This window comes from Arthrobacter sp. 10N43, assembly GCF_056394525.1.
The window spans coordinates 132132-146706 of sequence record NZ_JBFTIA010000003.1; the positions used below are offsets into that span (position 1 = coordinate 132132).

General features: G+C 70.0%; 11 protein-coding genes and 1 pseudogene. 8 read left to right on the top strand and 4 right to left on the bottom strand.

Going from position 1 to position 14575, the window contains the following annotated elements:
- Positions 1-7 precede the first annotated feature (7 nt).
- The 5 genes from AC1DDO_RS05450 (at position 8) to AC1DDO_RS05470 (ending at position 8138) form a co-directional block, all read left to right on the top strand.
- Positions 8-610 carry an SRPBCC family protein gene (locus AC1DDO_RS05450; protein WP_476867310.1) on the top strand — a complete coding sequence of 201 codons (603 nt, stop codon included), beginning with the start codon at positions 8-10 and terminating at the stop codon, positions 608-610.
- 134 nt (positions 611-744) lie between these two features.
- Complete coding sequence (locus tag AC1DDO_RS05455; RefSeq protein WP_476867309.1) at positions 745-990, top strand: hypothetical protein; 246 nt, start codon at positions 745-747, stop codon at positions 988-990.
- Positions 991-1305: 315 nt separating this feature from the next.
- Positions 1306-1923, top strand: a complete 618-nt coding sequence (locus AC1DDO_RS05460) for a DUF4232 domain-containing protein (protein WP_476867308.1) — start codon at positions 1306-1308, stop codon at positions 1921-1923.
- A gap of 121 nt (positions 1924-2044) precedes the next feature.
- Positions 2045-7282 (top strand): Lhr family helicase, encoded by a 5238-nt coding sequence (locus AC1DDO_RS05465; protein ID WP_476867307.1) that lies wholly within the window; start codon positions 2045-2047, stop codon positions 7280-7282.
- A complete protein-coding gene (locus tag AC1DDO_RS05470; protein ID WP_476867306.1) occupies positions 7275-8138 on the top strand; it encodes an Fpg/Nei family DNA glycosylase in 864 nt (287 codons plus the stop codon). The genes AC1DDO_RS05465 and AC1DDO_RS05470 overlap by 8 nt, the downstream gene beginning before the upstream one ends.
- Positions 8139-8332: 194 nt before the next feature.
- Here the strand turns inward: AC1DDO_RS05470 and yczE are convergent.
- Positions 8333-8956, bottom strand: a pseudogene (gene yczE, locus AC1DDO_RS05475) (membrane protein YczE); the annotation flags it as partial.
- A gap of 61 nt (positions 8957-9017) precedes the next feature.
- On the opposite strand from yczE, the gene yczR reads away from it, so the two are divergent.
- Positions 9018-10508 carry a MocR-like transcription factor YczR gene (yczR, locus tag AC1DDO_RS05480; protein WP_476867305.1) on the top strand — a complete coding sequence of 497 codons (1491 nt, stop codon included), beginning with the start codon at positions 9018-9020 and terminating at the stop codon, positions 10506-10508.
- A 138-nt stretch (positions 10509-10646) separates the two neighbouring features.
- On the opposite strand, the gene AC1DDO_RS05485 is transcribed toward yczR, so the two are convergent.
- A complete protein-coding gene (locus AC1DDO_RS05485; RefSeq protein WP_476867304.1) occupies positions 10647-11339 on the bottom strand; it encodes an SRPBCC family protein in 693 nt (230 codons plus the stop codon).
- Positions 11332-12042, bottom strand: a complete 711-nt coding sequence (locus tag AC1DDO_RS05490; RefSeq protein WP_476867303.1) for a helix-turn-helix domain-containing protein — start codon at positions 12040-12042, stop codon at positions 11332-11334. Before AC1DDO_RS05490 ends, AC1DDO_RS05485 begins: the two co-directional genes overlap by 8 nt.
- A 540-nt stretch (positions 12043-12582) precedes the next feature.
- Here AC1DDO_RS05490 and AC1DDO_RS05495 point away from each other — a divergent pair.
- On the top strand, positions 12583-13581 hold the full coding sequence (locus AC1DDO_RS05495; RefSeq protein WP_476869474.1) for an RluA family pseudouridine synthase: 999 nt from the start codon (positions 12583-12585) through the stop codon (positions 13579-13581).
- 27 nt (positions 13582-13608) lie between these two features.
- Positions 13609-14244: a DedA family protein gene (locus tag AC1DDO_RS05500; protein WP_476869472.1), complete on the top strand. Its 636-nt coding sequence runs from the start codon at positions 13609-13611 to the stop codon at positions 14242-14244.
- 25 nt (positions 14245-14269) lie between these two features.
- Here the strand turns inward: AC1DDO_RS05500 and AC1DDO_RS05505 are convergent, their stop codons facing one another.
- The gene (locus AC1DDO_RS05505; RefSeq protein ID WP_441407963.1) at positions 14270-14575 is read right to left on the bottom strand and encodes a hypothetical protein; all 306 of its coding nucleotides are present in this window, start codon (positions 14573-14575) and stop codon (positions 14270-14272) included.

Consider the following 14575-nt stretch of genomic DNA (forward strand, 5'->3'; position numbering starts at 1 on the left):
GGCCCCGATGGGCAGCACAGACTACGAGTTCAGGACCGTCTGGCGCGTGGCGGGCACGCCGGAGGAGGTCGCGGCCGTCCTGAGCGAGGCCACGGCCATGCCCCGCTGGTGGCCGTCCGTCTACCTCAGCGCCGAGCCCGTGGCCGGCGGCCCGGAGCCAGGGCCCGGAATGCCCGGACCTGTACGCCTCCACACGAAGGGCTGGCTGCCCTACACGCTCCGCTGGACCCTCACGGTTACGGAGCCGGTCACTCCCCGCGGTTTCGCCCTCACCGCAGCCGGCGACCTCAACGGCACCGGCCGCTGGACCTTCGAGCCGGACGGACCGGAAACGGTCATCACCTACGACTGGCGGGTCAGCGCCGCCAAGCCCCTGCTGCGCCGGCTGAGCTGGCTGCTCAAGCCCGGCTTCGCCGCCAACCACCGCTGGGCGATGGCACGCGGCCAGCAGAGCCTCGCCCTGGAACTGCGCCGGCGCCGGGCCTCGGCGGACAGCGCCGGGCCAGGGGCCCGCACCGTTCCACCGCCGCCACCACCCACGTTTGCCTGGCTGGCCCGGCGGGCCAGCCACACTCCAGCGGCTGGCGCTGACGCGCACCCGAACGGCTAGTGCTGGATACCGAGCGTCTGGACTCCTGCACAACGGGGCGGCAGTGCTTCATTCACTTGGCCATTGAGGGTAAGTGGCTTCCCACGGTTAGCTGGATCACATCATCGTTTGCCCGTGACCCTTCAGGAATCCTCATGACATTGCAGAAGAACCGGCTCTCCAGCCGCCCCGCCCGGTGGGACGACGTCGAGATCGGCGACGCCGTCCACGTCCACCGGGACGGCCGCCTGGAGCACGCGGGCCGCGTGGACACGCGAACCGCCGACGGCGCCGTCGTGTGGGTGGTCTCCAAGGGCGGGCACCGGCGGCTGTTCCACATTGCCGACGGCTTCGAACTGAGCGTTGCAGACGCCGAAGGAGCCCGCCATGCTGACCACTGATCGAAGGGAAGCCACGGCGCAGACGCTAAACACGCTTCAGCCGGTAAACGCGCTTCAGCCGCCAATCCAGTGGGCAAACCCCACCGCCGGCGCTGCCGCTTGGACGGATCCACTATCCGCCGGCACCGCCTCCTGCCCGGAGGACTGCCACTACTGCTCCGGCCCTGAGACCGACTAGCAGCAGCGCCTCCCTGGCCACCTGACCTCGGCTGATGCCCGGAAATCACAATCCGGGCATCAATATGGCCAGGTTGCCGTGGCATCGTTGACTAAGGCAACGGCGGGCATAATTGTTGAGCCATGAGGTCTCAGCGAATGAAGCACGCACTGGTTGTGACATCGGCTGCCGCGGCGGCTCTCTTCCTTAGCGGCTGCGGGGGCAGTTCGGCGCAGCCCCAGCCAGCCACCTCCCCGCCCACCGCTTCCGCCAGCACTTCGAGCGAGCCCTCGGCCTCCGCGACGGCCACGGAATCCTCGCCCGCCGCCGCGTCCTCTCAGGCGGCCCAGTCCGGCCCCGCCCTGTGCAAGGCCGCCAGCCTGACGGCAACCACCGACGCCAGCGGCGGCGGAGCGGCGGGCAGCGTCTACATGCAGCTGATCCTGACTAACTCCGGCACCGAACCGTGCCTGTTGAAGGGCTATGCGGGCGTCTCCCTCACAGCCGGGGCGGATGGAGAGCCGATCGGCGCTGCCGCCACGCGCGATGACTCAACCCCGGTCTCCGACGTCATGCTCGCCCCCGGGAAGGCAGGCTCCGCCACGCTGCGCTACACCCAGGCCGCCAACTATCCGGACTGCACCCGCACGCCGGCGGCTGGATTCAGGGTCTACCCGCCCGATGACACGGCTTCGCTGTTCGTCGCGCAGCAGCTGGACGCCTGCACGAACACCGAGATCAACCTGCTGACCGTCGGGGCCTTCCAACCGAAGTAGCACCGGGCCCGCCGGCCTCCCGGCATCGAACGCCAGGGAGCGACCGGAGCTTCCGGGCCAGCATGGGCGGCCGTCAACGTGCCCGGCAAATAGTGTCAGTGGGGTAGGGCATGATGGAGGAATGAAGGGGCAGGAGCTCGCCGGCGGCGCACTTTCGGCCAACGCCATGGACCGGTTCAGCCGACCGACCCGGGAATGGTTTCTGGGCGCTTTTTCCACGCCCACCCCGGCCCAGAGCGGCGCCTGGAATGCCATCTCCTCCGGTGCGCACGCCCTCGTCGTCGCCCCTACAGGCTCCGGCAAGACGCTCGCTGCGTTCCTTTGGGCGCTGGACCGGCTGCTAACCTCCGCCCCCGCCGAGCCCGAGGCCCTGCCCGGCCTGGACACGGCTGTTAAGGGCGGGCGCCGGACGGGCTCACGGACAAATTCAGCCCAGCGGAAGGCAGCCCAGCGGAAGACCCGGGTGCTGTACATTTCCCCGCTCAAGGCTCTCGGCGTCGACGTCGAACGCAACCTCCGTGCACCGTTGATCGGCATCACGCAGACCGCCAAACGCCTGGACCTGCCCGCACCGCTCATTACCGTGGGCGTCCGCTCCGGGGACACGACGGCGGCCGACCGCCGTTCGCTCCTCAGCCACCCGCCCGACATCCTCATCACCACACCGGAATCCCTCTTCCTGATGCTGACGTCCAGGGCCCGGGAAACCCTCGACGAGGTGGACACGATCATTGTCGACGAGGTCCATGCCGTCGCCGGCACCAAGCGCGGGGCGCATCTGGCCGTGTCCCTGGAACGCCTGGACGCGCTGCTGCCCAAGCCCGCCCAGCGGATCGGCCTGTCGGCAACCGTGGAACCCAAGGAACTGGTGGCGCAGTTCCTCGCAGGGTCGGCGCCGGTGGAAATTGTGGCCCCTCCGTCGCGGAAGAACTGGGACCTCACCGTCTCTGTTCCTGTGGAGGACATGTCCGATCTTCAGGGTGCCGCCGCGGCCTTCGATTCCGGTCCGGCCTCCGGGCTCCAGCCCCAGGCCTCCATCTGGCCTCATGTGGAGGAAAAGATCGTGGACCTGGTGCTGGCCAACCAGTCCACCATCGTCTTCGCGAACTCCCGCCGCCTCGCCGAACGGCTGACCGCCCGGCTCAACGAGATCTACACCGAACGCCAGCTCATGGCAGCCGGCGGCGGCTGGGCCGAGTTTGGCGCCGGCGCGCCGGACTTCGAAGCCGCACCGGATGCCATGCCGGCTGCCGTGCCCAATACTGCCTCGCCCAGCAGAGTGCCGTCCGGCGGTGCCGCTGCGCTGCCCACGTCCACTGCCACACCGGCCCATATGATGGCGCAGGCCGGCAGCACGGCGGGCGCGGATCCCGTGCTGGCCCGCGCCCACCACGGCTCCGTATCCAAGGACCAGCGCGCCCTGATTGAGGATGACCTGAAATCCGGGCGGCTGCGCTGTGTCGTGGCCACGTCCTCCCTCGAACTTGGCATCGACATGGGCGCCGTGGACCTGGTGGTGCAGGTCGAGTCGCCGCCCTCGGTGGCCAGCGGCCTGCAGCGGGTGGGCCGCGCCGGCCACCAGGTCGGCGAAATCTCCCAGGGCGTGCTGTTCCCTAAACACCGGGCAGACCTCGTCCACACGGCCATCACCGTGGAACGAATGCTTGACGGCAAGATCGAGCGGCTCAGCATCCCGGCCAACCCGCTGGACATCCTGGCCCAGCAGACGGTGGCAGCTACCGCCCTTGGGGCGATCGACGTGGAGGAATGGTTCGCCACGGTCCGGCGGTCAGCGCCCTTCGCCTCGCTCCCCCGCTCCGCGTTCGAGGCCACCCTGGACCTGCTGGCCGGACGCTACCCCTCCGACGAATTCGCGGAGCTGCGTCCCCGGGTCATCTGGGACCGGAACGCCGGGACCATCGAGGGCAGGCCCGGCGCGCAGAGGCTCGCCGTCACCTCCGGCGGGACCATCCCGGACCGCGGACTGTTTGGCGTGTACATCATCGGCACCGAGGTCGAGGGCACCGGCGGTTCGGGGTCTGGCAGCTCCGGGTCTGGCGGTGCCAGCGCAGATGGCAGGGCCGCCAGCCCGGCCGCCGCCGCGGCCAAGGGCGGGCGCCGGGTGGGCGAACTCGACGAGGAAATGGTCTATGAATCCCGGGTTGGGGACATCTTCGCCCTCGGCGCCACCAGCTGGAAGATCGAGGACATCACGCACGACCGTGTCCTGGTGTCGCCGGCGTTCGGACAGCCCGGCAAGCTCCCGTTCTGGAAGGGCGATTCGCTCGGCCGGCCCGTAGACCTGGGCCGCGCCCTCGGTGCGTTCATGCGCGAACTGGCGGCGTCCGACGTCGGACCGGCAACCGAGCGCTGCAAGGCCAGCGGCCTGGACGACTTCGCCGCGAACAACCTGATCCAGTACCTCGCCGAACAGCGGCTGGCCACCGACGTGGTCCCCAGCGACACCACCCTCGTGGTGGAACGCTTCCACGACGAGCTCGGCGACTGGCGGGTGGTGCTGCACAGCCCCTTCGGACTGCCCGTGCACGCACCGTGGGCGCTGGCCGTGGGCCAGCGCCTGCACCAGCGCTACGGGATGGACGGCTCGGCCATGGCCGCCGACGACGGCATTGTGCTGCGCGTTCCCATGATGGAAGACGAGCCGCCGGGCGCCGAGTTGTTCCTCTTCGACCCGGAGGAACTCGAGCAGATTGTGACAGCGGAGGTTGGCGGCAGCGCACTCTTCGCCTCCCGGTTCCGTGAGTGCGCCGCGCGTGCCTTGCTGCTGCCGCGGCAGAACCCGGGCAAGCGGCAGCCCTTGTGGCAGCAGCGGCAGCGCTCGGCGCAGCTGCTGGACGTTGCCCGGAAGTACCCGACGTTCCCGATTGTGCTCGAGACGGTCCGGGAATGTTTGCAGGATGTCTACGACCTTCCCGCTTTGAAGGACATTGCCGCTTCAGTGGAGCGCCGCGAGCTCAGGATCGTCGAGACCACCACGCAGCAGCCCTCCCCGTTCGCGAAGTCCTTGCTGTTTGGCTACGTGGCCCAGTTCCTCTACGAGGGCGACTCGCCGCTGGCAGAGCGCCGTGCCGCCGCCCTGGCCCTCGATTCCACCCTGCTCAATGAGCTCCTGGGCCGCGTGGAGCTGCGCGAACTGCTGGACGCGAAGGTCATCGACGCCACCGAGCGTGAACTGCAGCGCCTGGCCCGGGACCGGCAGGTGCGCGGGCTCGAGGGCGTCGCGGACCTCCTGCGCCTCCTGGGTCCGCTCTCGCCGCGCGAAGTTGCCGCCCGCCTGGAGCCGGCGGCGGGCCCGGCCGCGCCCGAGGCTACGGAGACCGCCCAGCCTGGCGGGGAGACAGCCGTGTCCGCCGGTCCGGACCAAACCCCGTCGGTTGGGCCGGTGGAGACTCCGGCGACCGAAGCCGACGCCGAGGCCCACCTCACCGCCCTGCAGCGGGCCAACCGGGCGATTAAGGTCAACATCGGCGGCGCCGAACGCTACGCGGCGGTCGAGGACGCCGCCCGGCTCCGGGATGCCCTCGGCGTCCCCCTACCGATGGGCGTGCCGTTGGCCTTCATCGAACCGGTCGCGGACCCGCTCGGGGACCTCGTCTCGCGCTATGCCCGCACGCACGGACCGTTCACCGCCGCGGAAGCCGCGGCGCGGCTGGGACTCGGCGTCGCCGTCGTCGGGACGGCGCTGAAGCGGCTGGCCGCGGACGGCCGCGTGGTGGAAGGCGAGTTCCGTCCGCACGCGTCGCCGCCGGCAGGCACGGCAGCAGCGGGCGTTGCCGGATCCGGCGTTCAGGGAACCGGACTTGAGGGAACCGGTCTTGAGAGATCCGACAGTGAACACTCCGGCGCTGCAGGGGCATCGGCCTCCGCGCCGGCCGTCGTTCTGCCTCTGGCGGCCGTCAGCGAATGGTGCGACGCCGAGGTCCTCCGCAAGCTGCGCCGGCGTTCGCTCGCCGCGCTCCGCGCCGAAGTCGAACCCGTAGACACTGCCGCGTACGGCCGGTTCCTTCCCGCCTGGCAAAATGTGCGGACCACCGGCGGCCGCGGGCAGTCCGCCCTGCGCGGCCTGGACGGCATCATTACCGCCGTCGACCAGCTTTCCGGCGTCCCCATTCCTGCCTCGGCATGGGAGCCACTGGTCCTGGCCAGCCGCGTGTCCAATTACCAGCCGGCCATGCTGGACGAACTCATGGCAGCCGGTGAAGTCCTCTGGTCCGGTGCCGGATCACTGCCGGGCAACGACGGTTGGGTCAGCCTGCACCTCGCCGATTCCGCCGAGCTGACGCTGAACCCCGCTGTCGATTTCGAACCAGGCGACGCACAGCAGCGGCTCCTGGAGCACCTGCAGAACAACGGCGGCGGCTACTTCTTCCGGCAGCTGACCGAGGTAGCCGGCGGCATGGATTCGGTGCTCAGCGACCAGGACGTAGTGACGGCGCTCTGGGATCTCGCCTGGGCGGGCCGGATTACCGGCGACACCTTTGCCCCCGTCAGGGCCCTGATCGCCGGTGGCCACACGGCCCACCGGCAGGTGGGGCGCGCACCGCGGGCCCGCGCGCCCCGGCTCAGCCGGCTCGGACGGGCGCACGGCACCGGCCTGCTGGGATCGCCGGGCCTCACCGGCGGCCGGTACGGTTCCGTGACCGGCACCGCCCCCGCGCCGGCGCTTGCCGCCGGACGCTGGTCCGCGCTGCCCTCCCCCGAGCTCGACCCCACCATCCACGCCCGGGCAACCGCGGAACTGCTCCTGGACCGCTACGGCGTGGTCACCCGCGGCTCGGTCATGGCCGAGAACATCCTCGGCGGCTTCGGCCTCATGTACAAGGTACTGGCCCGGCTCGAAGAGGCCGGACGCTGCCGGCGCGGGTACTTCATCGAGCACCTCGGCGCGGCGCAGTTCGCCGTGCCGGCCACTGTGGACCGGCTGCGGTCCTACGTCGAAGACGCCCAGTTGCACAAGGCCGAGCCCGTGGCACTGGCCCTCGCCGCGACCGATCCCGCCAATCCCTACGGCGCCGCCCTCCCGTGGCCCGCGCTGAATGTCGACGCCGGCACGGGACACCGGCCCGGCCGGAAGGCCGGCGCCCTGGTGGTGCTGGTCGATGGCGCCCTGGCCCTTTATGTGGAGCGTGGCGGCAAGACCCTGCTCGCGTTCAGCGACGACCCCGAGGTTCTGGCCGCGGCCGGTGCGGCGCTGGTGGGAGTGGTGACCCGCGGCGCGGTGGACAAGCTGATCATGGAAAAGGTCAACGGCCACGGCATTCTGGACACCCCGATCGCGGCCGCCCTTGCCCAGGCCGGGGCCTACTCCACACCGAAGGGACTGAGGATCCGTGCCTGAGGGCGATTCCGTCTTTCGCGCCGCGGCACAGCTGCATGCCGCACTGGCCGGCAAGGAACTGGTGTCCTCCGATTTCCGGGTCCCCCGTTTCGCCACCCTGAAACTCGGCGGCTGGACCGTGGACGAGGTGGTGCCCCGCGGCAAGCACCTGCTGATGCGGGTGCAGAGCCCGACGCCGAAGGACCGGCTCACCATCCACTCACACCTGAAGATGGAAGGCAGCTGGCAGGTCTACCCGTCCGGCGGCCGTTGGCGGAAGCCCGGCTTCACGGCCCGCTGCGTTCTGCGCACCGCCACGGCCGACGCCGTCGGGTTCTCGCTTGGCATTCTTGAAGTGGTCCGCACCGACCAGGAGGACGCCATCGTGGGGCACCTCGGTCCGGACCTGCTGGGCCCGGACTGGGACGCGGCCAAGGCCGAACGCCGTCTGCTCGCGTCCCCGGACGTGCCCATCGGGATCGCCCTGCTGGACCAGAGCAAGCTGGCGGGAATCGGAAACATCTACCGCTGCGAGGCCTGCTTCCTCGCCGGAGTCCATCCGGCGTCGCCGGTCTCCGCGGTGACGGATCTTGCGGCCCTGATCACCGACGCCCAGATCCTGCTCTCCGCCAATCTCGGCGCGGGCCGCCGGACCACCGTGCTGAACGCCCGGGGCGTACCAGTGGGCCGCACCGCCGGGCGCCCCGGCTACTGGGTCTACCGGCGCGAGCACCAGCCGTGTCTCAAATGCGGCACCCCCATCCGCCGCGGAGTCCTCGGCAAGGGCGCCGGCATCGAGGAACGGGACATCTATTACTGCCCCACGTGTCAGCCGTACGCCGTGCCGGAGGGCGCCCCGCCGGAGGGCGCCAGCTGACGGCGCCGGCTGACGGCGCTCCGAGCGGCGGATCAGCCCGCAGGACCGCCGGCTGCCGCCGCGGGCACGGCCGTCCCGGCAATGGCGGCCGGTTCGGCCCGGCTTGATTCAGCCCCGGCCGGTTCGGCCCCGGTTGGTTCGTCCCGGCTTGATTCAGCCACCGCCGCTTCGGCCGTCGCCGCTTCAGCCCCGGTTGGTGCGGCCGTCGCCGGTTCAGCCCCGGCCTCTTCGGCAGGACGCACCTCAGGAACGGTAAACCGCGGCAGCAGCAGCTGCACAAGGGGTCCGATCGCCAGCGCGTAGAGCACCGTGCCCACACCCACCGAGCCGCCCAGCAGCCAGCCGGCGCCGAGCACCACGATTTCGATGCCGGTCCGCGACGTTCGTATCGACCAGCCGGTCCGGCGGGCGAGTCCCGTCATCAGGCCGTCGCGGGCCCCGGGCCCCAGCCGTGCGCCGATGTAGCAGGCCGAGGCAATGCCGTTGAGCACGATGGCCCCCACGAGCATGCCGATCTGCCCGCCGAGATGCGTGACCTCCGGAATGAGGGCCAAACCGATATCGGCGAAGACTCCCACGAGCACGGCGTTGCACAGCGTACCGACGCCGGGCCACTGCCGGAGCGGAATCCACAGCAGCAGCACGAGGAAGCTGACGATCACCACGACGGTGCCGATGCTCAACCCGGTCTTGATCGCAAGGCCTTGGTGAAACACGTCCCAGGGGTCCAGGCCCAGCCCGGCGCGGATGAATATGGCGAGCGAAACGCCGTACATGGCCAGGCCAATGAGGAGCTGGAAGAGTCTGCGGGTCAACATGGTGTCCATCCTCCACGAAAACTGGCCTTGCAATCCATAGCCAGTCTGAAATACTGGCCTGATGTCCGTCTCTTTGACTCCGGGGTCCCTGGCTCGCCTGCTGGGCCAGTGGAACCTCGGCGCCGCCCCCGCCTACCGCGAGCTCGCCGACGTCGTCCGCCTGCTCATCCTCGACGGTCGCGTCGCCCTCGACGTTGCCCTGCCCAGCGAGCGGTCGCTGGCCGCCACGCTCGGCATCAGCCGCACCACGGTGACCGCTGCCTACAGCTTGCTGCGCGACCAGGGATTCCTGAGCAGCGGCCAGGGCAGCCGCGGCCGGACCTGCATTCCCCACCGCGGACCGCGGGGAACCGCAACGGATGGCCGGTCCGAACTCAGCGGGGCGCCCGGACTGGCCGTTCCGGACGGGTTGCTGGACCTTGCCTACGCCTCGCTGCCGGCCAGCGGCGAGGTGGTGCACCGGGCTTTTGCCGCGGCACTGACCGAGCTGCCGGCGCTGCTGCCGGGCTTCGGCTACGACGCGCTGGGGGTGGGCCCGCTCCGCGAAGCGATTGCGGCCCGTTACACCGCAGCAGGGGTTCCGACCACGGCCGGTCAGATTCTGGTCACGTCCGGCGCTCAGCATGCCCTGAACATTGTGCTCCGCACGTTGGCCGGCCGTTCGGGGACCAAGGTGCTCGTGGAACATCCCAGCTACCCGAACGCCCTCGACGCGATCCGGGCTGCGGGTTGCCGGCCGGTCCCGGTGGCCATGCCCCCGGCACACCATGGCGGCCACGCCGGCTGGGACATCGATGCTCTGGAGACCGCGCTGAGGCAGCAACGCCCGGCCATGGCCTACGTGGTCCCCGACTTCCACAACCCCACCGGCCGGCTGATGCCGGATTCCCAGCGCCGGCAGCTGGTCCGGGCGGCGTCCGCGTCGGGCACCGTGCTGGTGGTGGACGAGACCATGCGGGAGCTCAACCTCGACGGCGCGCCCTCCACGCCCCTGGCCGCATTCGGTCCGGCCGTGGTGTCCATCGGTTCGCTGAGCAAGTCACACTGGGCAGGCCTGCGGACCGGGTGGATCCGGGCCGGCGAGTCACTCATCCAGCGCTTCGCCGCCGCCCGAACCACCATGGACCTGGGAGGTCCCGTCGTGGAGCAGCTTGCGGCGGCCCATCTGGTCAACGACCTCAGGGAGCCCCTGCCCGAACGGCTCGCCTCGCTCCGTACCAACCGGGACACGTTGCTGGGGCTCATCGCCGAGAACCTGCCGACGTGGCAGGCGGAACGGCCCGGCGGCGGGTTGTCGGTCTGGTGCCGGCTTCCCGCTCCTCTCAGCACGGCGCTGACGGTGATCGCCCCGGACTTCGGCATCCGCCTCGCGGCCGGTCCCAGGTTTGGTGTTGGTGGGGCCTTCGAACACTACCTCCGAGTGCCGTTCACCCTGGCCCCGGAGCAGCTGGGGACCGCCGTGCTGGCGCTGCGCTCAGCCCAGGACCGACTGGAGGCGTCCCCGCAGCTGCGGCGGGACCTCACCAGCCCGCCCGCCGTCGCTATCGCGTAAATCCCATGGCGCGGCACCCCGCCAGACCCGTCGCGTGACGCGGCTTTATTCCTGCGCTGCGCATATGCCCTGTCGACTCCCGAGTTCGGGTGTCGACAGGGCAGGTGCGCGTCGCCAGAGAGGAAGTGCCTCGCGGGCTTAGGCGTAGACGCTGTCCAGGAACCCGGCCCAGGCCTCCGCAGTCGCGGCGCTGTCCCCGGCGCCGCTGAAGTCGTGGACGGTCATCCCGACCGGCGCGCCAAAGGCGTTGCGGCCGAAGAAGCGGTACATCGTGTCCGCGGTCCGCAGCCCGAGGAAGTTCTCGTTGGAGAAGTCCACCTCGACGGCGAGCGGACCGACGCCGTCGAGCTCCACCACCACCGTGTCCCCCTCTGCCAAGCCGGCGACGCCAAGGGCCTTCTTGAGCCGGTCGAAGCCGTCCGGGGTCTGCGAGGCAGCGGGGGCCTGGATATCGGTGAAGACCACGGGCTTGCCGTCGAAGTACTTCAGGTACTGGCCCAGGGTGTGCAGATAGAACGCCGTGTGCTTGCTGGCGCCGTCGTACTGCTCGTCCCAGTTGTCCGCGAAGATTCCGCTGTGCACGTAATGCAGCCGGGCACGGCCGCCGTCGAGCGGTTCCAGGACATGCTCCAGCTGGTTGAACCAGCCGTCCGGACCGTCCATCCGGGACACCAGATGGGAGGGGTATTCGTCAACGGTCCGTACTGCCGGCCACTGGTCCGTGGGGAACATCCAGGCCGGCGTGTCCTTGGTGACGGCCTCCCACACGCGTTCCGGGGTGCCGGGCAGTTCGGTGTCGTAGACGATTTCGAAATTCCGCTTGTCAGTCATTGTCCTGCTCCTTAGCTTGTGGGTTTGTCTCTTGTGAGTTGGTCTCTTGTGGCGTTGCAATGTATGCGCTTGCGGGCGCTGCGTTGGCTTCCGGCGCCTTCAGGGACGGATGAAGCGCGACGACAAGCCGGTGCTTGCGTCCCGGCGGCGGCGAATCCGCCGGGGAGCCCTGTGCGCCATGTCCGCCGTCGTGGTACTTGTCCACGAGCCGGGTCACGGCGACGCCGAGTTCCTCGGCGAAGGCTGCCCGGTCCGCCGCCGAGCGGAAGGTGATTTCGCCGTCGATGGCAAACGTGGCGAGCTTCTGCCTGGCCGCGGCTGCCCCGGCGATCAGCTGCCCCACCTCCTGGACCATGCGGGCGGCCAGCGCCAGCAGCCAGAACGCGGAAAAGCGGTCCGAGAACCGGTGCGGGTCCGGCGCCACGGAAGCCAGCGCCGCCGGCGAAATAAGGTACGACGCCGCCGTCGCCTGCAGGATGCGTTCGGTAACGTTGCCGCGCCGCCGTTCCTCGATGAGCTCGACGAGGCCATGCCGTTCGAGGGCCTTGAGGTGGTAGTTCACCTTCTGCCGCGGCAGGCCCACCTTCGCGGCGAGCTGCGTGGCGGATCCGGGCTCGGCCAGCTCGTGCAAGATCCTGGTCCGGATCGGGTCCAGCGAAGCCTCCGCCGCGGCCGGATCCTCGATCACTTCGATGTCCAACATGCTTCCAGTCTGCCTGCCGACAATTTTATTTGTCAAGAACTTTTTTCTGTTCGGCTCCTCGTGGACGCGGTCCCGCGAGTTCGCCGGAAGCGTGCGAAGTCGCCGGACGTTTACGGCGGCCTGGCACGCTACCGGCGAACTCGAGCGTTGGTGGGCCGGGCGGGGCGGGAGCGTGGGCCGGGCGGGGCGGGAGCGTGGGCCGGGTGGGCCCGGAGGGGCGGAGGACGTGGGCAGGGGGGCGCGGTGGCTCGGTGGCGGGAGGCAGTGGGTGCTCGTGGGCGCGGTCCCGCGAGTTCGCCGGAAGCGTGCGAAGTCGCCGGACCTTTCCGGCGAACCCGCAGGCTACCGGCGAATTCGAGCGGTGCGTTCGCCGGTGGGCCCGGAGGGGCGGAGGACGTGGGCGGGGCGGGGGCAGCGCGGCGGGGCGGAGGACGTGGGCGCGGGCGGGGCGGGCCCGGAGGGGCGGGCGCAGCAGGGGGCGGCCACGCGCAGCGCTGGCCGGGGCGGGGCGGGAGGTTGGACACGTAGAATAGTCCGGTGATGCAATCCCCCCTCCCCGTGCGCGACGGCGTCAACGCGACCCGCCTGCGCCTGCCGGACGAGGGGCCCTGGACGACTGCGCTGGACTACATGATGCACCGCTGGGGGCATATCGATCCGCAGGGCATCGAGGACCGGTTCGACGCCGGCGAGATCGTCGGCGAGGCGGGGGTGGCGCTGGACCGCACCACCCCGCTGCAGGACCACACCTTCATCTGGTACTACCGCACCCTGCCGCCGGAGACCCGGATCCCGGTGGAGCTGAACATCCTGCACCAGGACGATCACCTGCTGGTCGTGGACAAGCCGCACTTCCTGCCCACCACCCCCGGCGGGACGTACATCCAGGAATCGGCGCTGGTCCGGCTCCGGAATCAGCTCGGCCTCCCGGACCTGATCCCGATGCACCGCCTCGACCGCATGACGGCCGGCATCCTGCTGCTCTCCACCAACCCCGAGACGCGGGGCAAGTACCAGGTGCTCTTCGAAAAGCGCCAGGTCCAGAAGGAATACGAGTGCGTGTCCGCCGCGGAGCCGGCACCCGGCCATCCCGCCGTGGACTTCCCGGTGGTGGTCCGGAACCGGATGACCAAGTCCCGCAGCTACCTGCTCGCCGAGGTGATTGACGGCGAACCCAACGCCGAAACCCGGATCGAGCGGCTGCGCACATTTGACCCGGCCGGCGGAACCGCCCAAGGCCAACACGTCTCACGCGAGCCCGCTGCCGGATTCGGCGGAGAACCCGACGGCGGGCCCCAACGCCGTGCGCTGTACCGGCTGGAGCCGCACTCGGGGAAGACCCACCAGCTCCGTGTGCACATGGCGTCGCTGGGGCTGGGGATTGTCAACGATGCGTTCTACCCGGACCTGCTGGACAAAGCCCCGGACAATTACGCCAGGCCGCTGCAGCTCCTGGCCCGCGGGATCCGCTTCGTGGACCCCATCTCGGGGAGCCCGGTGGAGTACCGCAGCAGACTGGAACTGAGCGAGGCACGCTAGCAGCGCGAAGTGCGGTACCTTGTGCCCATGGACTTCGGAAATGCGGACAGCTGGGGCGCCGCGATCTATTTCTGGATCTTCCCCTTCGTGATCGGCGACGCCATTTTCCCGCCTGTCCCCTCAGAAATGCTCGTCATCACCGGCGGGGCGCTCTCCGCGGAGGGCCACGTCAACGCGTTCCTCGTGGTGCTCCTGGCCACGGTGTCCTCATGGCTGGGTGACCTGCTCGTCTTCGAACTGTTCAAACGGCGCCTGAGCCACGTGCTGGACCGCTGGAAATGGGGCCTGCACTTCCACGCCGCCGTGCACGCGGCGATCGCGAGGGCAGGCCGGTCCTCCACGTACGGGGCGATTATCGGTGTCCGCTTCATCCCCGGCGGCCGGCTGGCGACGACGGCGGCGGCGGGCATTGCGAACGTCTCGACGCGCGGGTTCAGCCTCTGCGCGGCCATCGGCGGCCTGCTCTGGGCCAGCTGGTCCGTGGCACTGGGCTACTTCACGGGCTCCGCCACTGGGCTCCCGTTCTGGGCGAGCTCCCTGATCGGCGTCGGCGTCGGACTGGTGATCGGCGCCGTCGTGGGCGTGATCGTCACGCGGCGCCGGGGCAGTGCCTCCCCCGTGGAAACCGCCGCGGCGGACCCGGACGAGGAACTGGACTTCTAGACCCCTGACTTCCAGACGCCCGACTTTAGACAGGCGCCCAGCGGCCGCGGCTGCGGCGCAGCACGGTCATGTTTCCGGTGAGCGCAACGCGTTCGACGGCGTCGCGCATCATCGCTGCCGACTCCAGCGCCTGGCTGTTTTCGGCGCTGTATGCGGTGGCATCGACCAGGAAACGCAGGTTCAGCTGTGGCACGCCGCCGGCGAGCTCGAGCTGGTGCGACTCAACATGGTGCCGCGTCCCGAGCGCCTCGATGGCTGCGGCCATGACAGCCTCCGGAGCGGTGCCCGGCTTGAGCCCGGTGATCTTGAGTCTGGTCTGGAACGACGGCAT